Here is a 21120-nt window from a genome sequence, read left to right on the forward strand (position 1 = left end):
CAGGCCGCCGCGTACGTCGAGTGCGCGGTGGACGGCCGGGTGCTGTGGGGCGTCGGGATCGACGGCAACACCGTGCTGGCCTCGCTCGACCGCCGCCGTCACGACCCGCCCTCACCGCCACCGTCACGACCGGCTACCGGCCGGTCGCCGACCGACGGGCGGGGCCGCCTGCTCAGCCCTCCGAGCGGTCGCGCAGCCGCGGGAGCGGGACGGCCAGCATCGCCGCCAGCAGCGCGATCCGCGGTGCCAGCTGGTCGATCCGGATGTGCTCGTGCCGGGCGTGCGCACCCGCGCCGACGGCGCCGAAGCCGTCGAGCGTCGGGAGTCCGCGCGAACCCGGCAGGTTGGTGTCGCCCGCGCCGCCCGCCGGACCGCCGTCCAGCGGCTGCCCCAGTGCCGCCGCGAGCGAACGGACGTGGCGCAGCAACGGGTTGGCGGAGCGCTCGGGCCAGGCGGGACGGCTGGACAGCACCTCGGTCCGCACCCGGGCGCCGGGCCGGAGCGCGGTCAGCCGGGCGAGGTTGTCGAGGGTGCGGCGCTGTGCCTCGGTGGTGGCGAAGCGCAGGCCGAGTTCGGCCTCGGCCCGGCCGGCGATCACGTTGGCGCGGGTGCCGCCGCTGATCCGGCCCGCGTTGAGCTCGGTGCCGGGCAGGCTGGCCAGGCCTCGGACGGCCACCAGCTGGTCGACGAGTTCGTCGACCGCCGAGACCCCCTGGGTGGCGTCATTGCCCGCGTGCGCCTCGCGTCCGGTGACGGTGAGCCGTACGCGGGTGGAGCCGCGGCGGGCGGTCTTGAGCCGACCGTCCGGGTGCGGGGGCTCCAAACCGAGCACGGCGCCGGCTCCGCGCAATTGGCGTTCGACGAGGCGCCGGCCGTCCGGGCTGCCGACCTCCTCGTCGGAGACCACGACCAGGCGCACGGTGCGGTGCGGGCGTTGGCCGAGGTCGGCGAGGAGGGCGAACGCGCCTTCGAGGATGGCGAGTCCGCCCTTCATGTCGACCACGCCGGGGCCGCTGAGGGTGCCGTCCTGTTCGGTGACCGGCCAGTCGGTGAGGATGCCGGCGGGCCAGACCGTGTCGTGGTGGCCGACCACGAGCAGGTGCGGCAGGCTCTCGTCCCGCCCGTCCCACTGGAGGACCAGGTGGTCGCCGGCGGGGCCGGGTTCGCGCTGGACGGTGGCCCCGGTCGCACGGAACCCGGCGGCCAACTCCTCCGCGAGCGCGTCGAGTCGGGGTGCGTCGCCACTGGGGGATTCGATCCTGGCCAGGTCCGCGCAGCGTTTCCGGACCGCTCCGGCGAGGGTGCGGGCGCGGGTGGTGAGGGCCCGGGGCAGACCGGGAAGCGCGGCGGTGGGGCCGGGTTGGCCCTCGCTGTCGGGGACGGCCGGAGCGTGGGGGGCCGCGGCGGGGGGTGGCGCGGCGGCGGGTGCGGGGGTGGCCGGGGCGAGGGCGGTGCGGGCGGTCCTGGTCGGTTCGGCCGTGGTGACGGCGGAGGCCGGGGCGGTACTGGCGGGGGTGGTGCCGGTTCCGGTCGCGGGGGCTGCGGTGACTGCGGGTACGGCGGTGACTGCGGTGATCGTGCCGGCGGTGGCGCCGGCGGTGGTGCCTTGGGCTGCGCCCTGGTTGGTGACGCCTTGCGTGGTGGTGGCGGCAAGGGCGGTGGGAGCTACGGCGGTCGGGGCGGCCGTCGCGGTGGACGGGCGGACGGCTTGAGGACTCAACGCTCGCCTCCGCGGCCGCCGCCGGTATACAGCGGCCGGGCGGGTCGGCCGGACCAGGTCGCCGGGCGGACGGGCCCGGCCTCGACTGCGGGACAGCGGAGGGGGCCCTCCGGTCCAAATGCGCTGGAACGGCTGGGCGGCGTCTGTGGCATGTGCGTCCTCCTCGCTCGATCCGGTGGCCCCGATCGTCCCGGGGCCTCCGTGGACGGCGGCTTCCCTTACGGCGGGCGCAGAACCGCGCATCACCGCAGGGAAGCCGAGATGTGAGCCTAGAAGAACCGTTCGGTTTCCTGCGAGGTGGCCCTGCTCCCAGCGTGCCGGACCCGGGTCCCGCCCCGGTGCGCGGCCGCGGGACGCGGTCGGCGCACGGCGCGCGAATCTGGCCCGGCGCGCGGGCGCGGTCGCCGGATCGCGCCCACTTCCACCATGGACCCGGGCCGGGGGTTCGGCAGCGCGGGACGCCAAGGCGCGCCTTTTCCAAGCCAGATGGGTGATGGCGGATCGGTGGAGAGTACGGCGTGGCGCTGATCGGAAGCAGTCGGAGCGGGATGATTCGCCGCGAACGGTGGTGGATGCGGAGGAGTCTGGACGGAACGGTCGGAGCGGACCGGGGCACCGGTGATCGCGACCGTCGTCCGCCGCGGCGGACGACGGTTGGTCAGAGGGAGTCGCCGACCACACCCGCGTCCCGGGCGAGCAACGCCGCCTGGACGCGGTTGCCGACGCCCAGTCCGGTGAGGATCCGGCTGACGTGTGCCTTGACCGTGCTCTCGCGCATGCCGAGGGCGAGCGCGATCTCGGCGTTGGAGCGGCCGACGGCGAGTTCGCGCAGCACGTCGTTCTCGCGCGGGGTGAGGGCGGCCAACCGGCTGCGGGCGGACACCGCGCGCGGCGCACCGGTGCGGTGGTAGCGGTCGATGAGCCTGCGGGCGGCGGCCGGGTGGAGCATGCCCTGTCCGCCGGCGACGACGTGGACGGCGCGGGCGATCTCGGCCGGCGGGGTGTCCTTGAGCAGGAAGCCGTCGGCACCGGCGGCGAGGGCCCGGTAGACGTACTCGTCGAGGTCGAAGGTGGTGAGCGCGATGACGCGTGGGGCGTCGGTCAGCTCGCGCAGCCGGCGGGTCGCGGCGATGCCGTCGAGCCGGGGCATCCGGATGTCCATGAGGGCGACGTCGATGCGGTGCCGTCCGGCGAGTTCGACGGCCTCCAGACCGTCGGCGGCCTCGGCGACGACCGTGAGCTCCGGGTCCTGGGCGAGCAGGTCGACGAGCCCGAGCCGGACCAGCGCGTCGTCGTCGACCACCATCGTGCGGATCACGTCGCCTCACTCGGTGGGTTCGGGGGCGGGGGCACAGTTGGGGGCGGGGGCACGGTTGGGGGCGGGTCGGCCGGTCCGGGGCTCGGTGCCGTGCGGTCCGGCGGCCGTGCGGGCGGGCGGACCGGTGGCCGGTGCGGGGCGGGGAGGCGGGCGGAGAGGCGGAAACCGCCGCTGCCGTCGGGCCCCGCGTCGAAGTACCCGCCGAGGGCGCCGACCCGTTCGCCCAGCCCCACCAGGCCGTAGCCACTGCCGGTGCAGGCGCCGGACGGTGCCGGGTCGCCCGCGCCGTTGTGCACCTCGACGGTCGTGGCGGGCGCCCCGTACTGGACGCGGACGGTGACCGGCGCGGTGTGCGCGTACTTGCGCGCGTTGGTCAACGCCTCCTGGACGACGCGGTGCACGGCCAGCCGGTGGGTGGTCGGGATGCTCTCCGGGTCCCCGGCGAGGGCGAGTTCCACGCGCTGGCCCGCGTCGGTGGCCTCGCCGACGAGTTCGGCGAGGTCGCGCAGGGCGGGTGCGGCGACGGCCCTGGAGTCGGCGCGGCGGGAGGGCGGCACGTCGGTACCGGTGCGGTCGGACGGTGGCGGTGGCGGGGGCGGGGGCTGGGCAGCCCGCTCGGACGGGTCCGGCAGGACGGCCTGGACAGGTGGAGCAGGTCGGCCGGGCGGTCCGGGTGGAGCCGCCCGAGCCGGTGAATCGGCCGGCTCCGACAGGTCGGGCCGGTCCGGCGGATCGGCGCGCAGGGCACCGAGGACGTCCCGCAGATCGTCGAGCGACCGGGCGGCCGTCGCCCGGAGCAGTTCCAGGCGGTGGGCGAGGCGCTCGGGGTCGTCCGCCACGGTGCCGGCGCGGGCCTGGTCGCGCAGCACGCCGGCGTGCAGCACGAGGAGGCTGAGCCGGTGGGCGAGGACGTCGTGCATCTCGCGGGCGATCCGGGCGCGTTCGGCGGCGCGGGCCTGCTCGGCGCGCAGCTCGCGTTCGCGGCGCAGCGCGTCGACCTTGGCGTGCAGGGTGCGGATCAGCGCGCGACGGCCGTGCAGCCACAGGCCGAGGGAGACGGCGGCGACCTCGACCAGGAGTTGGGACCCGGTGATGCCGGCCCAGCCGATGACGGAGTCGGCGCGGACCACGCTGAGCGCCGCGGTCACGGCTCCGGCGGCGAGGGCCGGGCCGGTGCGGCCCGTCGCGGCCAGGTGGAAGACGCTGAACAGGCTGGGGAAGGCGCGGTTGAGCAGCCCGCCGACCAGGACGGGCAGCACCGCGGCGGCGACCGGTTGGCGGCGGGCGAGGAGGAGGGAGAGCGAGGCGAGGGCGGCGCCGGCGACTCGCAGCGGGCGCAGGGGCAGGTCGGGGCTGAGCCACTGGGCTGCGCTCTCTTCGAGGGCGAGCACGAGGACGGTGGCGAACAGGAGCGATTCGATCAGCCGGTTGCGGCCGGGGGCGTACCAGCCGAGGAGCATGGTGCGTCCGGGGCGCGGCGCCTCCGGTGGGTGAACCGGCCGGAACAGGCGAACGGACCGGGACAGGCGGGGCGGGCGGGCCGGGTGGGTCGGGCGGGCCGGGTGGGGCGTACGTGTCAGGTGATCGGTGGTCATCCGGTCCTCCCTTCCATGGCGGTTCAGGGTCCTGATGCTACGGCGTGGCGGTGGGCCGTGGCCCCTGACGAACGACCAGTGACACCCTCGACTTTCGTCGGGGGTGCGGGCGGCCGGTCGGCCGATTCCGGGAGGTCGGGACGGTCTTTAGCTTCAGGGTCATGACGACCGATCAGCTCCGTCCCGGCCCTGCTCCCGATCCTGCTCCCGACCCCGATCCGGTCCCCCGTTCCGCGGTCTCCTCCGCCGCTCCCCGACCGGGTGGCGGCGAGGGCTGGTTCTTCCTCTCCGAGGCGCTGCGCACCTTCCGGCTGACGGGCGCGGTGGCGCCGAGCGGGGCGGATCTGGTGAACGCGCTGGTCGTCCCGGCGACGAGCCGTCCGGACCGGCCGATCTCGGTGCTGGAGGTCGGGGCCGGGACGGGGGCGGTGACCCGCCGGCTGGTGCGGGTGCTGCGGGCGGGCGACCGGCTGCACGCGGTGGAGTCCAACCCCCGGTTCGCGCAACGGCTCCGGGCGGATCCGGAGCTGGCGCGGCGCGGGCCCGAGCTGGGGCTTCGGGTGTCGGAGTGCCGGGTGCAGGACCTCCCGGAGGCCAGCGCGGCGCGGCCGGACGGCAGCGGCGACGGGGCCGGCGGCGGAACCGGCGCGGCCGCCGAGCGGTACGACGTGATCGTGTCGGGTCTGCCGTTCACCAACTTCGAACCGGCGGAGGTCCGGCGCATCCTCGACCTCTATCTGCGGCTGTTGCGGCCCGGCGGCGAGCTGACGTACTTCGGCTATCTGGGGACGTCGGCGGCGCGGCTGGTGACCTCGGGGCCGCGCCGGGGTGCGCGGCACCGGGCGGTGGTGCGGTTGCTGCGGCGGTTCGAGCAGGAGTACGGACTGGGGAGCCGGACGGCGTGGCGGAACGTTCCGCCGGCGCGGGCGTACCTGCTGCGCGCACCGGGCGGGGTCCGGGACGCGGCGGCGGGCGGGGCGGCGGGCGGGGCGGCGGCCCCCGCTCGATGATGGACCGGGGCCGTCGGCCGCGGCTCCGTGGCGAACAGTGGTGGCAAGCAGTGAGGAGTCCGCACATGACGGTCACGATCCGTGACGCCGAGGGCGCGAGCCGGTTCGAGGCCTGGGTGGACGACACCCTGGCCGGGTTCGCGGAGTACCTGCGCAGCGACGAGCTGGTCGTGTACCCGCACACGGTGGTCGAGCCGGCGTACGAGGGACAGGGCATCGGCAGCACGCTGGCGCGCGCCGCCCTGGACGACGCGCGGGCACGGGGGCTGGCGGTGCTGGCGACGTGCCCGTTCATCAAGGCATGGATGCTGCGGCACCCCGAGTACATCGACCTGGCGTACGAGAACCGGAGCCGGGTGAGCGACTGAGGCGTCGACGGACGGCCGGCGAGGCGGGGTCCCCCGGTCACCGGTAACAGCTGACGACTGACAACTGACAGATTTCAGATAACAGATAACAGATGACAGATTTTGAAATCTGTCAGCACCGGGACGCTGCGCCGCGCCGCCGTCCACCCCGTCGACGTGGTCGGCGCGCAGACGGCGCGGCCCACAACCTCCGGCTCGTCGAAGCCCCGCCCGCGGTCGCCGCCGATCGGATCGCCACCGTCGCGCAGCTCGCGATCGCCCGGGTCGCCCCGCGCCGCGAGAACCTGGTCCCCCTGGTCGGCGCCCGGCGCCGAGACCGGCCCGCCGAGGCGCTCGGCGCGCCGGACGTCCCCTCACCGAGGCCGACCTCCCGGCCGTCAAGACGGCGGTACCCGCCGGATCCGCGACCGGGGAACGGTACGCTGCCGCCCGGATGGCCCATCTCGACAGCGAGCGCTGAGCCGCGGCCCCGCCCGCGGCGGGCACCCCGTCACGGGCGGGGCCGTCCGCACCCGCACCGCCTCGCACCGCCCCGCGTCACCTCCACCACCCGCACGACCCACACGACCCGCCGACGGCCGCCGCTCCGGCCGACCGCCCGTCCGCCGCACCCGGCGGGCGGACGCCTCACCCGTAAGGACGAACCGCCCCGTGGCCACGGACAGCGCACTCACCACCGAACAGATCCTGAGCGCGACGGAGGACGCCCTCAGGCGGTTCGGTTCCACCAAGGCCACCGTCGTCGACGTCGCCCGCACCCTCGGCGTCAGCCACGGCAGCGTCTACCGCTTCTTCCCGAGCAAGGCGGCGCTGCGCGAGGCCGTCACCCAGCGCTGGCTCGCCCAGGCCCACGACGACCTGCGCTTCATCGCCATCGAGCCCGGCCCGGCCGCCGAACGCCTGCACCGGTGGCTGACCACGCTGTTCACCGCCAAGCGCAAGAAGGCCCTCGACGACCCGCAGCTCTTCGCGACCTACCTGACGCTGGCCGGCGAGGCGAGCCACGTCGTCGACGGCCACCTGACGGCGCTGGTCGACCAGATCGGCCAGATCGTCCAGGACGGCATCCAGACCGGCGAGTTCCGGCACACGCCGGTCAACGCGACCGCCCGCGCCGTGTTCGAGGCGACCGCCCACTTCCACGACCCCGCCCACGCGTCCGGCTGGTCGGACCCGGCGGTCGAGGACCGCTTCGAGGCCGTCCGCAAGCTCGTCCTGCGCGGCCTGGCGGCCGACGCCTGACCACTCCCGTCCCGGCGCGGGCAGCCCGGGGCGGCACGATAGCCGCTGGCCACCGCCCGCGCCCGGCCGGCAGACTGGCGCACGACGAACCGATCCCCTCGGAGCCCCGCTCGGAGAACGACATGCGCACCACCGGCCCGGGGCCCGGCCCCGCCACCGGCCCGACCCCCGGCCCCGCCCTCGACAGTCTGCAGGGCCTCGCCCTCGGCGACGCGTTCGGCGACCGCTGGTTCGCCGTCCCCGTCGACGAGGCGCCCGTCGCGCTCGCGGCCCGGCTGGCCCGGCCCGCGCCGTGGCACTGGACGGACGACACCGCCATGGCGATCGTCCTGCTCCGCCACCTGCGCACCCGCGGCGAGGTCCACCAGGACGCGCTGGCCCGGGAGTTCGCCGCCGAGTACACCCGCGAGCACGGCCGCAAGTACGGGCCGTCGATGCACCGCGTGCTGCGCGAGATCCACGCCGGCGCCGACTGGCGCGCGGTCACCTCGGGCCAGTTCGGGGGCCAGGGCTCGTACGGGAACGGCGCGGCGATGCGGGTGGCGCCGCTCGGCGCGTGGCTCGCCCACGACCTCGGCGCCGTCGCCCGCCAGGCCGAACTCCAGGCCCGCACCACGCACTTCCACCCGGAGGCGGTCGCCGGTGCGGTCGCCGTCGCGCTGGCGGCCGCCCTCGCCACGCGCAGCCGTGGAGGGGACGCTCCGGCGAGAGCGGAGCTGCTCGACGAGGTCGCCGGCCGGCTGCCGGAGAGCGACGTGCGCTCCGGCCTGCGGATCGCGGCCCGGCTGCCGGCCGGCACCTCCGTCCGGCACGCGGCGCACGTCCTCGGCTCGGGGGCGCGGATCTCGGCGCCGGACACGGTGCCGTTCGCCCTGTGGTCCGCCGCCGGGCACCCGGACTCCCTGCCCGACGCCCTCTGGCACACCCTGGAGCGCTGGGGCGATATGGACACCACCACCGCCATCGCCGGCGGCGTGGTCGCCGCCCGCACCGGGACCGCCGGGGTGCCCGCCTCCTGGCTGGCCGCCCGCGAGGAGCTGCCGCCCGACCTCCTGGCCGGCTGACCGGCACCCTCACCTGCCCGTACGGACGGGCCGGCCGCGCATCCCGCGCGGCCGGCCCGGATCCGTCGCCCTCGCCCCGTCCTCAGTCCTTCTCCCGCTTCAGTCCTTCTCCCGCCTCAGTCCCTCGAGTGGCCGAAGACGATCCGGTAGAGGATCAGCAGCACCAGCGCGCCGCCGATCGCGGACGCCCAGGTCGCCAGGTCGAAGAAGTGGGCCGTCACCTCTCGGTGCAGGAACTTCGAGGAGATCCAGCCGCCGACGAACGAGCCGGCGATGCCGATCAGGGTGGTCACCACCGCGCCACCCGGGTCCCGGCCCGGCAGCAGCAGCTTGGCCAGGGCCCCGGCCACCAGACCCAGCACGATCCATGCGACGAAGCTCATCCGCGCCCTCCCGCCCTCCGGTCCGTACGGCGGCCCCGTGCACGCCGTACTGCCTGCAAGGACGCCACTCCGCCGTCCGGCGGTTCCCGCCGCACCTACCCCGCTGGCGGGGCGGCTGGCGCGGCGTCCTTCTCCGGCCCCGGCTACCCCGCGATACTGCGCCCATGCGCATCCTGATCGCCACCGCCGGCTCACGGGGCGACGTCGCCCCCTTCACCGGGCTCGGCGCCCGCCTCGGCGCGGCCGGCCATCAGGTGGCGCTCGCCACCCACACGACCTTCGCCGACTCCGTGCGCGCCGCCGGACTGGAGTTCCGCCCGCTGCCCGTCGACCCGCGCGCCGAACTCGCCTCCACCGGCGGCAGGCGACTCCTGCGCACCGGGACCGGACCGCTCGGCATCATCCAGCTGTCCCGCCTGGCCCGGAGGTTCATGCCCGCCCTCGGCGCGGGCATCGCCGCCGCGACCGAACCGGGCGCCGACCTCCTGCTCACCTCCAGCACCACGGCCGAGCTCGGCCAGGTCGTCGCCGAGGCCGCGGGCATCCCGAACATCGCCCTCAACCTCCAACCACTCACTCCCACCCGCGAGTTCGCCCCGGCCGTCACCGGAACCCGCTCCCTCGGCGGGCCCGGCAACCTGCTCGCCGGCCACGCCGTCCAGGCCGCCGTCGACCGCCTCTTCGCCCCGGCCGTGCGCGGCCTACGACGCCAACTCGGCCTGCCGCAGCGCTCCGTGGCGCACGCCCGCCGCCACCGCACCGTGCTGCACGGCTTCTCGCCACGGGTCGTCCCGCGCCCCGCCGACTGGCACCCGTCCCACCAGGTCACGGGCTACTGGTGGCCGGCCACCGACCCCGGATGGCAACCCCCGCACCGTCTCCTGGACTTCCTCGCCGCCGGACCCCCGCCCGTCTACATCGGCTTCGGCAGCCTCGTCGTCCCCGATCCCGAACGCCTCACCGCCACCGTCCTCGCCGCCGTCCGCGCGGCCCGCGTCCGCGCCGTCCTCCAGTCCGGCTGGAGCGGCCTCGCCGCACCCGACGGCCACGAGGACGTCCTCACCATCGGCGACACCCCGCACGAATGGCTCCTCCCCCGCATGGCCGCCACCGTCCACCACGCGGGCGCGGGCACCACCGCCGCCACCCTGCGCGCCGGCATCCCCACCGTCCCCGTCCCCGCCCAACTCGACGCCCCCTTCTGGTCCGCCCGCCTCACCCGCCTCGGCACCTCCCCCGGCCCCGTCCCGCTCCCCCAGCTCACCCCCACCCGCCTCGCCACCGCCATCCGCCGAGCCCTCGACACCCCCCACCACCGCACCCGCGCCCAATCCATCGCCGCCGTCCTGAAGACGGAGGACGGCCCCGCCCGCGTCCTCGCCACAATCGCCCGCCTCGCCGGATAGCCCGTCCTGGCGGTGGCGCCGGTACCGGGAATACGAGCAGTGCCCGATCCGAGGGACGTTGGAGATACCGCCTTACCCACGCAACGAAGCCCAGCTCACGAACTCTGCTCCGCACCCGTGCGGGGTCGCCCCAGCGGCCGGACGACGAGGGAGACACCATTGGAGCTGCGACCAGGTCGACGTCGGATTCTGGGCGGAGTCGCCGCGGCTGCTCTGGCAGGCGCGCTCCCTGCCGCCGGACAGGCCTTCGCGCAGGGCGGAGTCGAGACCGAGGAAGGACTCGCCGACCGACTGCGCGCACTTGAGCAGGCGCATTCGGCGCGGTTGGGGGTCTTCGCGCGTGACACGGTCACCCGTCCCCGACCGCCACCGCCTGACCAGCTGGCTGTTGAGCAACACGACCGGCGCCAACCGCCTTCGCGCCGGCCTGCCGAAGGACTGGACCGTCGCGGAGAAGACGGGCACCGGCGGCTACGGCACCACCAACGACGTCGGCATCACCTGGCCCCCACGCCGCGGACCGATCACACTCGCGGTCCTGTCCACCAAACCCGAGCCCACCGCACCCGCCGACGAGCGGCTACTGGCAGAGACGGCCTCCCTGATCGCGACCGCACTCACCTGAGCGCCAGCTGCAACAGCTGGCCACCTCGCGTTCGAACCTTGCCCCACCGCTTCACCGAGCACGCGCTGCTCGCATCCCGGACTCGACCTGCTCCCCGCGCATGCGGGCTTGGCAGTACCGACGAGTACAGGAGAACCCAACACGACCGCCGCCGGCTCGCCGAGGGATCGGCTCGGCGCGAACGGCTTGCCCGAGCTTCGCTGTGCAATGTCAGGGCGGCTCCACCGAACAGCGCTGTCCGGGCGAAAAAGGCTTCAACGCTACTGTGCAGAAGCCGAGTTGGTATCGATCTTGATGTGCCCGAGGGTGATCTTCGGCTCGTGACCCGACTCTCCGTCAGATCACTTCGGCGAGCGAGCGCCCACGCCTCTCCGCCGACTTCCCGTCCAAACGAGGACGGCCGGGCCCACTGCTCCTGCGAAGAACAATGGCGGCCCCGGCCTACCCTCCATCGAAGGAGTGCCTTGATGGCGACTCGTACGGCCCAACGCCCGCAAGATCAACAGCTCATCACAGCCCTCGCGGCCCTGCTGGCAGCCTGCGTGTCAGCAGGGATGGGATCCGGCGCCGCCGTCGACGTCGGCATCCCCGTCGTGGTAGCCGTGGTGGTCGTGTCCGTCATCGTTACGGCCACCATCCGCGCCACCGCCCCTCACAGCAGGCGCCGGCAGAACCGCCGCTGAGACAGCGGGTGTGCGCACCGCGAACAGCGGTGCGCGCACCCGGCGGCCGGGGGCACCGGCAGCAGCGCGCCGCGATCGGTCACCTCCGTGCAGGACCGTTCACTTCTGATCTTCCGAGCCCCTAGGAGCAGCGCCCGTGTTGAATGACGGCGCGACTGGAGCGTCTTCCGGTCCGGGGCTCTCCGCGCGGTTGTCCGATGCCGCTCGTGCCGTCTGGGCCAAGTCCGACAAGGACACCGGTGGGTGGTTGCCGCTGTGGCGGCACATGGCGGACAGTGGGGCTGTCGCGGGGCGGTTGTGGGACGAGTGGCTTCCGAGGAACGTGCGGGAGTTGATCGCCGGGGCGGTCGGAGGCGATCACGGGCGGGCGCGGGAGCTCGCGGTGTGGTTGGCGGCCACGCATGACATCGGGAAGGCGACGCCCGCGTTCGCGTGTCAGGTCGACGGGCTCGCCGACCGGATGCGGGAAGCCGGGCTGGCGATGCACGACCAGAGGCGGTACGGCGACGACCGGCGGATGGCGCCGCACGGGCCGGCCGGTCAACTGCTGCTCCAGAAATGGCTGGTGGAACGGCACGGCTGGGCCCGCAGTACCGCCGGGCAGTGGGCGGTGGTGGCCGGCGGGCATCACGGCGTGCCGCCGGGCCACGGCCAGCTGCACGCGCTCGAACTTCGCGAGGACCTGCTCCGCACCCCGGGAAAGAGCGAACCGCTGTGGCGCAGCGTGCAGTTCGAGATTCTCGACGCGTGCACGGAGGTACTCGGGGCCGCCGGTCCGCTGGATGCCATCAGGGACGTCAGGCTGCCGCAGACGGTGCAGGTGCTCCTGACCGGCGTCGTCATCATGGCCGACTGGATCGCCAGCAATCCGGATCTCTTTCCGTACTTCCCCGAGGACCGGCCCCGCTCGGAGGAAGAGCGCATCGAATCGGCGTGGGACGGACTACAGTTGCCGCCCGCCTGGGAGGCGGAGGAATCCCTCCTCGACGCAGCCGATCTGATGAGCGCGCGGTTCGATCTGCCGCCGGGCAGCGCGCCACGCCCCGTGCAGGAGGAGGCCGTCCGGCTGGCGCGCGAGCTGCCCGTGCCGGGGCTGCTGGTGATCGAGGCGCCGATGGGCGAGGGGAAGACCGAGGCGGCGCTCGCCGTCGCCGAGATCTTCGCCGCCAGGACCGGCGCGGGCGGGTGCTACGTCGCGCTGCCGACCCGCGCGACCGCCAACGCGATGTTCCCCCGCCTCACCGCATGGCTGGACCACCTGCCCGCCGACGGTGACCGGACCGTCTTCCTCGCCCACGCGAAGGCGGCGCTCAACGACGAGTACGCCGGCATGATGGCCGCCGACCGCCGCCGGATCGCGGCCGTGGACGTCGACGGCCCCAAGGCCTCCGGCCACCGCGCACAGCGGAAGAACGCCGGACTGATCGCCCACCAGTGGCTGCGAGGGCGCAAGAAGGGCATGCTCGCGTCCTTCGCGGTCGGCACGATCGACCAGGTGCTCTTCGCCGGCCTCAAGAACCGGCACCTCGCACTGCGCCATCTCGCGCTCGCCGGCAAGGTCGTCGTGATCGACGAAGTGCACGCCAACGACGCCTACATGAACACCTACCTGGAGCGGGTGCTCGCCTGGCTCGGCGCGTACCGGGTGCCGGTGGTGATGCTGTCGGCCACCCTGCCGGCCTCCACCCGGCGTGCCCTGGTCCGGGCGTACTGCGGGACGGGCGACGACGGGCAGGTGCCGGCCAACGCCGGCTATCCACTGCTCACCGCCGTCGCGCCGGGACACCCGCCCCTGACCCGCCGCCCCGCCGCCGACGCCGCCCGGCGGACGTCCGTCCGCCTCGAACCGCTGGACGACGACCTCACCTCGCTCACCGACCGCTTGGCGACGGAACTCGCCGACGGCGGCTGCGCCTTGGTGATCCGCAACACCGTCGACCGGGTCCTGGAAGCCGCCGAGCGGCTGCGCGAGCGGTTCGGGGACGACGCCGTCACCGTCGCGCACGCGCGTTTCGTCGACCTCGACCGGGCCCGGAAGGACGACGGTCTGCTGGCCCGGTTCGGACCCGACGGGGACCGGCCGCGCGGGCCGCACGTCGTCGTCGCCAGCCAGGTGGCCGAGCAGTCGCTCGACGTCGACTTCGACATCATGGTGACGGACCTGTGCCCGGTCGACCTGATGCTCCAGCGCGTGGGCCGCCTGCACCGCCACCCGCGCGGAGCGGGGCAGAGCGCCCGGCCGGCGGGACTTCGGACGGCGCGCTGCCTGGTCACCGGCGTGGATTGGGCAGCGCAGCCCCACCCCGCCCCCGTCAGGGGCTCGGCCTCCGTCTACGGCGTGCACCACCTCCTGCGGTCGGCGGCCGTGCTGTGGCCGCACCTGGCGGACGGAGCGCCCCTCTCGCTCCCGGACGGCATCGACGCGCTAGTCCAGCGCGCCTACGGCGACGAGCCGCTCGGCCCGCCCTCGTGGAGCGAGGCGATGACCGAGGCGGCGCGGGCACAGCGCCTCGCCGACGCCCAGCAGGCGGCGCGCGCCGAGGTGTTCCGGCTGGACGAGGTGCGCCCGCCGGGGCGGTCGCTGGTGGGCTGGCTGGACGCCGGGGTCGGCGACGTGGACGACCGTCGGCCCGGTGGGGCCCAGGTGCGCGACGGGGACGAGAGCCTGGAGGTGATGGTGGCGATGCGCCGTGCGGACGGCAGGCTCACCACCCTCCCCTGGCTGGACAGGGGGCGCGGCGGCCTGCCGTTGCCGACCGAGACCGTGCCCACGTGGAACGCCGCCCAGGCCCTGGCGGCGAGCAGTATGCGGCTCCCCTACCACTTCTCCAAGCCCTGGGTGATCGACAAGGCGATCGGCGGGCTGGAGCAACTGTTCGTCCCCGCCTGGCAGGTCAAGGAGTGTCCGCAGCTCGACGGCGAGCTGGTGCTGCTGCTCGACGAGGAGGGCCGGGCCGAACTGGCGGGATTCGAGCTGGAGTACAACCCGAGCGACGGTATGGCGGTGCATCCGGCCGGAGCCCGTGATGTGAGGTTGGTGAAGAGCGTGCCCTCGTTCGACCTGGTGTCCCGCCCCTGGCTGCCGGTGCAGCGACTGGACGGGACGACCGCCGAGTTGTCGCTGCGCGAGGTGTTCGCCGAGGCGGCGCGCTGGCTGGTGCACGCGCATGCCTTCGACACCTCGGGGATCAAGTCCGCCGCAGTGGGCGACGGTCGGGGGAGGAACGGGAAGGTGTACCCGCTCGGCACGGGATGGGCCGGCGGCCTCGGCGGTGTCCTCGCCGAGGGGGACGACCTGCGGGAGACCCTCCTGCTCAACCTGGTGGCCGCGGACACCCCCGGGGCCCGCTTCCGCCCCGAGGACCGGCCGGCCTGGCGGCGCGGGCCGTACGGCGCCGAGCAGGACCGGGAGGTGGCCGACCCTACGCAGCGCCCCTCCGGCCCGCGCGACCTGTACACCTGGCAGGCGCGTCGGATCCGCCTGCACCACGACGGGAGCGCGGCGACCGGGGTGGTGCTCTCGTACGGGGATCCGCTCGCGCCACACGACCGCCGCTTCACCGAGCCGCTGTCCGGCTGGCGGCGCAGTCGTCCCCAGGAGAGGAAGCTGGGCCGGACGCCGGTGTACCTTCCGCGTCAGCACGACCCGGCCCGCTCGGCCTGGCGCGGCCTGCCGGCCCTCCTGGAGTCGCGGGTGACTCCCGTGGACGGGAGGAAGGGCGAGCCGCCGGAGACCCAGACCCCGTTGGTCCTGGAGTGGGTGGCCAGGCTGTCCGTCGACGGGTCGCTGGACAGCGGGCGGTTGATCCGCGCGCGGACCGTGGGCGTGGTCTACGGGACCCAGCAGTCGGTGATCGACGAAGTCCTGGACGACGGTGTCACGCTCGCGGTGATCCTCCTGCACGAGGGCGGTTCGGCCTACCGGCAGGACGCCGTGAGCGCGGTGAGGGACGCGGAGGGTGGTGTGCGGGCGCTCGTCGATCTCGCGGCCGGCCTCGCCCAGGCCGCCGGGACGGAGGCCGACGGGCCCAAGGCCGTGGCGGCCGAGCGCGGCTACGCCGAACTCGACGGCCCCTTCCGCCTCTGGCTGCGGGAGTTGGGTCGGCGCACCGATCCCGGTCAGGCCCTTGCGGAGTGGCGGCTCGACGCCCGGCGCATCCTCGGCGCGCTGGGCGCGGAGCTGGTGGACACCGCTCCGCGGGCGGCGCGGGAGGGCCGGGTGGTGGTGCGCCGGAACGGCGGACGGATCTGGCTCAACGACACCCTGGCCTTCCTGTGGTTCCGCTCCGCGCTGGCCAGGGCCCTCGCCGGCCCGACGCCGCCGGAGGCCCCCGGCGGGAACGACGACGACTCCCTGGAGAACGACGACCGATGACCACCGCCCCCGTCCCCTCCCCCCGCCGCGACGGCCTCGGCCGGGCGGGCGGGGCGACGCACGACCACGTGAGCCAGTTGCAGCGCGGCTACCGCGCCGACGAGTCCCGTTCCGTCGCCCGGGTCGCGCAGATCCGGCGCGGCGCGGGCCGGCGGATCGGCGACCTGCCCGAACTCTGGGGCCTGACCGGCCTGGAGCGGCTCTACCCGAACGGGCGGACCGGGCCGTCGGACGCCCTCGCCGAGAACGCGATGCACACGGCGGTGACCCTGTGGTCGCTGCACCAGCAGTCGCACCGCGACGCCGGGATGCATCGCCCAGGCGGGCCGCAACTCGGGAGTGCGGTGCGACAGTTGATGCCGATCGACGACATCGACGAGCCGCTGCGCAAGCGGTTCGTCCGGGCGGGCTCGGCGCCGACCTTCGACATCCTCGCGCAGCGGCTGCGGGAGATCGTGCTGCTGCTGCGCCGCGCGGCCGTCCCGCTCGACTACGGGCTGCTCGCCGACCAGCTGTACCGGTGGCAACTGCCCACCCACCGGGGCGAGGTGAACCGCTCCTGGGGGCGCGGCTTCCACGCCTACCGGCCCTCGAAGGCCACCGACGGAGCGTCCGCCGCCGACACCGCCACCGAATCCCCCGACACCGACACCGACAAGGACGAATCGTGAGCACCCGCACCATTCTGGACGTCCACATCCTGCAGACCGTCCCGCCGAGCAACCTCAACCGGGACGACACCGGCTCGCCCAAGACGGCCGTGTACGGCGGGGTGCGGCGGGCGCGGGTGTCCAGCCAGGCGTGGAAGCGGGCGACCCGCCGGGCGTTCGAGGGCCTGCTGGACCCGGCGGAGCTGGGAGTGCGCACCAAGAAGGTGGCGGAGCTGCTGGCGGAGCGCATCACCGCGCTGGGCGTGGAGCTGAAGGAGCCGGAGGCGTGGCAGGCGGCGGCCGACACGATCAGCGCCGCGACCGGCGCGAAGGTGGAGCCGCCGAAGCGCAAGGCGAGGGCCGCCGAGGCCGACGACCCGGCACCGGAGTCCTCGTACCTGATGTTCCTCAGCAGCCGCCAGCTCGACGCGCTCGCCGCGCTCGCCGCCGAGGGGCTGAAGGAGTCCGGCGGGCTGAAGGAGTTCTTCAAGGACAAGGAGAACAAGGCGCGGGCCCGTGAGGCGGCCAACTCCCGTCACTCGGTGGACATCGCGCTGTTCGGCCGGATGGTCGCGGACGCCTCGGACATCAACGTGGACGCCGCCGCGCAGGTGGCCCATGCGATCAGTGTGCACGCGGTGGAGAACGAGTCGGACTACTACACGGCGGTGGACGACCAGCGGGCCGAGGACGAGCCCGGCGCCGGGATGATCGGCACGGTGGACTTCAACTCGGCGACGCTGTACCGCTACGCGGCCGTGGACGTGGACCGGCTGCGGGAGAACCTCGGGGACGGGCTGCGCGCGGACGAGGCGGCGGGTGTGCCGGTGCGGCGTGCGGTGGAGGCGTTCGTCGAGGCGTTCGTGACGTCGATCCCGACCGGCAAGATGAACACCTTCGCCAACCAGACCCTCCCGGACGCGGTGATCGTCAAGGTCCGCTCCGCCCGGCCGATCAGCTTCGCCGGGGCGTTCGAGGAGGCCGTCCAGGCCGGCGGCGACGGCCTCACCGGTGGCCATGTGGCGGGCGCCTGCGCGCAGTTGGCCGCCTACGTGCCGGAGGTGGAGCGGGCCTTCGGCGCCGTGACCGAGGACAGCTGGGTGCTGCGGGTCGGCGGGCGGACGTCCGCCCTCGGCGGGCTCGGTGCCGAGGTGGGGCTCGGCGAGCTGGTCTCGGCGGTCGGCGCGGCGGTGGCGAAGCGGCTCGCGGGGTCGGCCGGGTGAGCGTGCTGCTGCTGCGGCTGGCCGGTCCCCTGCAGTCCTGGGGTTCCTCCGCCCGGTTCGCCCGGCGGACCACCGAGCCGGCGCCGACGAAGAGCGGGGTGCTGGGGATGCTCGCCGGCGCGCTGGGGCGGGACCGGGGGGACGACCTCACCGACCTGGCCGCGCTGCGGTTCGGGGTGCGCACCGACCAGCCGGGCACCCGGATCCGGGATCTCCAGACGGCCCACCACGGGGACCCCGACAAGGCCATGCCGCTGTCCGAGCGCTTCTACCTCGCGGACGCGGTGTTCGTGGCGGCCGTGGAGGGCCCGGACGCGGCGGTGGACGAGCTGGCGGCGGCGCTGCGCGCGCCGGTGCACCTGCCGTACCTGGGCCGCCGCTCGTGTCCGCCGAGCGGACCGGTGGACCTGGGGGTGCGGTGGGAGGCGGGGCTGCGGTCGGCCCTGGAGCGGGAGCCGTGGCAGGCGGCGCCCTGGTACCGGGCGCGGCACCACGCGGCCTCGGTGGCGCTGCCGGTCCAGGCGGACGCCGAACCGGCCGAGCAGCCGCGGGCGGACCTGCTGCGGGACCTGCCGCTGAGCTTCGACCCCCGGCACCGCCGCTACGCGCTGCGCGGGGTGGTCTCCTTCGTCGTCAACGCGCCGACGCTCGTTCCCGATCACGATCCGACGGCCCACCTGGACCTCCTATGACCAACGGGAATCCGCCTGACATGTTCCTCACCCGCCTTCGCGTCAACACCGCCCGCGCCGGGGCCCGGCGGCTGCTCTCCTCGCCGCAACTGCTGCACGGCGCCGTGATGGCATCCTTCGCCGAACTTCCGGCGGCGCCCGCCCCGGCGGCGTCCGCCCCGGCGGACGCGGCGCCCCGCGTGCTGTGGCGGATCGACCACAACGCCCGCGCCGAGGTGCTGCTCCACCTGGTGAGTCCGCAGCGGCCCGATCTCACCCACCTGGTGGAGGAGGCCGGCTGGCCGACCACCGGCGGCTGGCAGACCTTCGACTACGGCGCGTTCCTGTCCACCATCGCCGCCGGGTCGACGTGGGCGTTCCGCCTGACGGCGAACCCCGTGCACAGCATCCGCCGCTCCCCCGACGAGCCGACCAAGCGGACGGCCCACCTCACCCAGCGCCACCAGGCGGGCTGGCTGCTGAAGCAGCAGGAGCGGGCCGGCTTCACCGTCGTCGAGAAGGCGCCGGAACGCCGGCTGCTGGCGCAGGGGGACGAGCACGAGCTGGTCGTGCACCGGCAGCGCAGCGTGTCCTTCGGCAAGAACGACCGGGTGCACGCCGGGCGCCACAAGGTCACCCTGGTGACCGCGACCTACGACGGCCGGCTGCGCGTCACCGACCCGGACGCGCTGCGCCGTACCCTCACCGCGGGGCTGGGCAAGGCGAAGGCGTACGGGTGCGGGCTGATGACGCTCGCGCCGGTGCGGGGGTGACGGGGTGGCCGCGACTCCGGAGAGCAGGCCGGTCTCCTCTCCCCGGGAGCTGACCCGGATCAGCGACCGGGTCTCGTTCCTGTACCTGGAGCGGTGCACGATCCACCGAGAGGACAACGCGATCACCGCCACCGACGAGTCCGGCGTGCGGTACATCCCGTCCGCGACGCTCGGGGTGCTGCTGCTCGGACCGGGCACCCGGGTGACGCACCAGGCGATGAGCGTGCTCGGCGAGTGCGGCGCGGGCGTGGTCTGGGTGGGCGAGCACGGTGTGCGCTACTACGCGGGCGGCCGGGCGCTGACCCGTTCGGCCGGGCTGATGGAGGCGCAGGCGACGGCGTGGGCGAACCGGCGCCACCGGCTGGACGTGGCGCGGGAGATGTACCGGCTGCGGTTCCCCGAGGCGGATCCGGCGGGCCTGACCAGACGCGGGATGCTCGGCGGGGAGGGTGACCGGCTCAGGGCCGTCTACCGGGCGGAGGCGGCGCGGACGGGCGTGCGCTGGGTGCGGCGCGAGTACGACCGGGGCGACTTCGCGGCCGGCGACGCGCCGAACCAGGCGGTGACGGCGGCCGCGCAGTGCATGTACGGGATCGCGCACTCGGTGGTGGTGGCGCTGGGGTGCAACGGCGACGGGACCGGGGACGGGGACGGGGACGGGGACCGCGACACCGTCCGGCTGCTCACCGACCGGGACGGCACGGTCGCGGGCGGGCGCAACTACGGCGGCGAGGTGGTCTGGTGATCACCCTGGTGCTCGCGGACTGCCCGGCCGGGCTGCGCGGGCTGCTGACCAGGTGGCTCACCGAGATCTCGCCGGGCGTCTTCGTCGGCGATCCGTCGGCGCGGATCCGTGAGGTGCTGTGGGAGGAGGTGCGGACGTACCGGGGCCGCGGGCGGGCCGTCCTCACCTACAGCACGGACACGGAGCAGGGCTTCGCGTTCGCGACGCACGAGCACCGGTGGCACCCGGTGGACCACGACGGACTGACGCTGATCCACCGCCCGGTGGACCGCCCGGCACCGGCGCCCCGCGGCGGGCCGCCGACGGACGGGGCCGCGAGCGGGTGGAGCAAGGCCGCCAGGCGGCGCCGGTTCGGGGGCCGTTAGGCCCACCGGCCCCCCGGCACCGCCTGACACCCCTGGCACCACCGGGCTCCCCCAACCAGCGGTCGGCGGCGGTCGGCGGTGGCGCGCATCGGGAGTATTGTGATGCCCCGTCACATAAGCCGTGAAGCGGAGAAAGTGGGGCGGCCGGTGGATCGGCGTGCGGTGGTCCGCGCAGGGGTGTTCACCGCGGCGGCGCTCGCGGTACCGGCCCGGGACACGGCGTCCGCCGCGGCGCCGCCACCGCGAGCGCCGGGAGCGCCGGGAGCGCCGGGAGCGCCGGGCACACCCGAGCCGGCGTTGGCCAGGCTTCGGGCGGGCAACGAGAGGTGGTGCGGCGACCGGGCCGCCCACCCGGACACGGGTGCCGCCCGCCGCGTCGAACTGGCCGCCGGCCAGGAGCCGTTCGCGGTGGTGTTCTCCTGCATCGACTCCCGCGTGCCGCCGGAGCTGGTCTTCGACCAGGGCCTGGGCGACCTGATGGTGGTCCGCACCGCCGGCCACACCCACGACCCGCTGGTGGCCGGGAGCCTGGAGTACGGGCCCGCGGAGCTCGCCACCCCGCTGCTGGTGGTCCTGGGACACCAGCGCTGCGGGGCGGTGACCGCCGCCGTCGAGTGCTTCCGCGAAGGCCGTGAACTGCCCGGTCACCTGGCCGACATCGCGCACGACCTGCGCCGCCCCTACGAGGAGGCCGTGCGTCTGGGGACGGCGCCGGACGAGCTGACCGAGGCCACCATCCGCGCCCAGACCAGGCAGACCGTGGCCGCGCTGCACCAGGACCGCCTGCTGCGCCCGCTGATCGCGGACGGGAGGCTGCGGGTGGTCGGCGCGTACTACCGCCTGGACTCCGGCCGGGTCACCTTCTTCGACTGACACCGGCCGCCACCGTCGCGCGGCCGCCCCG

General features: G+C 74.9%; 18 protein-coding genes and 1 pseudogene. 15 read left to right on the top strand and 4 right to left on the bottom strand.

Annotated elements, in window-relative coordinates; all coding sequences use genetic code 11:
- Positions 1-172: 172 nt before the first annotated feature.
- The 3 genes from ABT238_RS12980 to ABT238_RS12990 form a co-directional block, all read right to left on the bottom strand.
- Positions 173-1720: a M20 family metallopeptidase gene (locus ABT238_RS12980; protein ID WP_350757180.1), complete on the bottom strand. Its 1548-nt coding sequence runs from the start codon at positions 1718-1720 to the stop codon at positions 173-175.
- A gap of 658 nt (positions 1721-2378) precedes the next feature.
- Complete coding sequence (locus ABT238_RS12985; protein WP_350560874.1) at positions 2379-3038, bottom strand: response regulator; 660 nt, start codon at positions 3036-3038, stop codon at positions 2379-2381.
- On the bottom strand, positions 3035-4633 hold the full coding sequence (locus ABT238_RS12990; protein WP_350757184.1) for a sensor histidine kinase: 1599 nt from the start codon (positions 4631-4633) through the stop codon (positions 3035-3037). Before ABT238_RS12990 ends, ABT238_RS12985 begins: the two co-directional genes overlap by 4 nt.
- 161 nt (positions 4634-4794) lie before the next feature.
- Here ABT238_RS12990 and ABT238_RS12995 point away from each other — a divergent pair, with 161 nt between their 5' ends.
- The 4 genes from ABT238_RS12995 to ABT238_RS13010 all read left to right on the top strand — a co-directional run bounded on the left by ABT238_RS12995 (position 4795) and on the right by ABT238_RS13010 (position 8317).
- A complete protein-coding gene (locus ABT238_RS12995; protein WP_350757187.1) occupies positions 4795-5643 on the top strand; it encodes a class I SAM-dependent methyltransferase in 849 nt (282 codons plus the stop codon).
- Positions 5644-5708: 65 nt separating this feature from the next.
- Positions 5709-6011 (top strand): GNAT family N-acetyltransferase, encoded by a 303-nt coding sequence (locus tag ABT238_RS13000; RefSeq protein WP_350757192.1) that lies wholly within the window; start codon positions 5709-5711, stop codon positions 6009-6011.
- Between the two features lie 651 nt (positions 6012-6662).
- On the top strand, positions 6663-7253 hold the full coding sequence (locus ABT238_RS13005) for a TetR/AcrR family transcriptional regulator (RefSeq protein ID WP_350757196.1): 591 nt from the start codon (positions 6663-6665) through the stop codon (positions 7251-7253).
- A 122-nt stretch (positions 7254-7375) separates the two neighbouring features.
- A complete protein-coding gene (locus tag ABT238_RS13010; protein ID WP_350757199.1) occupies positions 7376-8317 on the top strand; it encodes an ADP-ribosylglycohydrolase family protein in 942 nt (313 codons plus the stop codon).
- Between the two features lie 116 nt (positions 8318-8433).
- Here the strand turns inward: ABT238_RS13010 and ABT238_RS13015 are convergent, their stop codons facing one another.
- Entirely contained in the window at positions 8434-8700 is a 267-nt protein-coding gene (locus ABT238_RS13015) for a GlsB/YeaQ/YmgE family stress response membrane protein (protein ID WP_350560888.1), read from the bottom strand.
- Positions 8701-8864: 164 nt separating this feature from the next.
- On the opposite strand from ABT238_RS13015, the gene ABT238_RS13020 reads away from it, so the two are divergent.
- From ABT238_RS13020 to ABT238_RS13070, 11 genes and pseudogenes are all read left to right on the top strand, one after another.
- Positions 8865-10106, top strand: coding sequence for a glycosyltransferase (locus ABT238_RS13020; protein WP_350560890.1), 1242 nt, complete (start codon positions 8865-8867; stop codon positions 10104-10106).
- 301 nt (positions 10107-10407) lie between these two features.
- Positions 10408-10731: a serine hydrolase gene (locus tag ABT238_RS13025; RefSeq protein ID WP_350757204.1), complete on the top strand. Its 324-nt coding sequence runs from the start codon at positions 10408-10410 to the stop codon at positions 10729-10731.
- A 467-nt stretch (positions 10732-11198) separates the two neighbouring features.
- A complete protein-coding gene (locus ABT238_RS13030; RefSeq protein ID WP_350757208.1) occupies positions 11199-11414 on the top strand; it encodes a hypothetical protein in 216 nt (71 codons plus the stop codon).
- Between the two features lie 136 nt (positions 11415-11550).
- Complete coding sequence (gene cas3, locus ABT238_RS13035; protein WP_502891426.1) at positions 11551-15789, top strand: CRISPR-associated helicase Cas3'; 4239 nt, start codon at positions 11551-11553, stop codon at positions 15787-15789.
- Positions 15786-16460, top strand: coding sequence for a type I-E CRISPR-associated protein Cse2/CasB (gene casB / locus ABT238_RS13040; RefSeq protein WP_350757217.1), 675 nt, complete (start codon positions 15786-15788; stop codon positions 16458-16460). Before cas3 ends, casB begins: the two co-directional genes overlap by 4 nt.
- Positions 16454-17662: a type I-E CRISPR-associated protein Cas7/Cse4/CasC gene (gene cas7e, locus ABT238_RS13045; RefSeq protein ID WP_350757531.1), complete on the top strand. Its 1209-nt coding sequence runs from the start codon at positions 16454-16456 to the stop codon at positions 17660-17662. Before casB ends, cas7e begins: the two co-directional genes overlap by 7 nt.
- The gene (gene cas5e, locus ABT238_RS13050; protein WP_350757222.1) at positions 17659-18354 is read left to right on the top strand and encodes a type I-E CRISPR-associated protein Cas5/CasD; all 696 of its coding nucleotides are present in this window, start codon (positions 17659-17661) and stop codon (positions 18352-18354) included. Before cas7e ends, cas5e begins: the two co-directional genes overlap by 4 nt.
- A gap of 20 nt (positions 18355-18374) precedes the next feature.
- Positions 18375-19106 (top strand): type I-E CRISPR-associated protein Cas6/Cse3/CasE, encoded by a 732-nt coding sequence (cas6e, locus tag ABT238_RS13055; RefSeq protein ID WP_350560904.1) that lies wholly within the window; start codon positions 18375-18377, stop codon positions 19104-19106.
- 4 nt (positions 19107-19110) lie between these two features.
- Positions 19111-19734: pseudogene (cas1e, locus tag ABT238_RS13060) on the top strand (type I-E CRISPR-associated endonuclease Cas1e); the annotation flags it as partial.
- A 113-nt stretch (positions 19735-19847) separates the two neighbouring features.
- Positions 19848-20216, top strand: a complete 369-nt coding sequence (cas2e, locus tag ABT238_RS13065; RefSeq protein WP_350757229.1) for a type I-E CRISPR-associated endoribonuclease Cas2e — start codon at positions 19848-19850, stop codon at positions 20214-20216.
- A gap of 297 nt (positions 20217-20513) precedes the next feature.
- Entirely contained in the window at positions 20514-21089 is a 576-nt protein-coding gene (locus ABT238_RS13070) for a carbonic anhydrase (RefSeq protein ID WP_350560908.1), read from the top strand.
- Positions 21090-21120: the final 31 nt, after the last annotated feature.

The organism is Kitasatospora sp. NPDC001527 (assembly GCF_040298605.1).
GTDB lineage: Bacteria > Actinomycetota > Actinomycetes > Streptomycetales > Streptomycetaceae > Kitasatospora.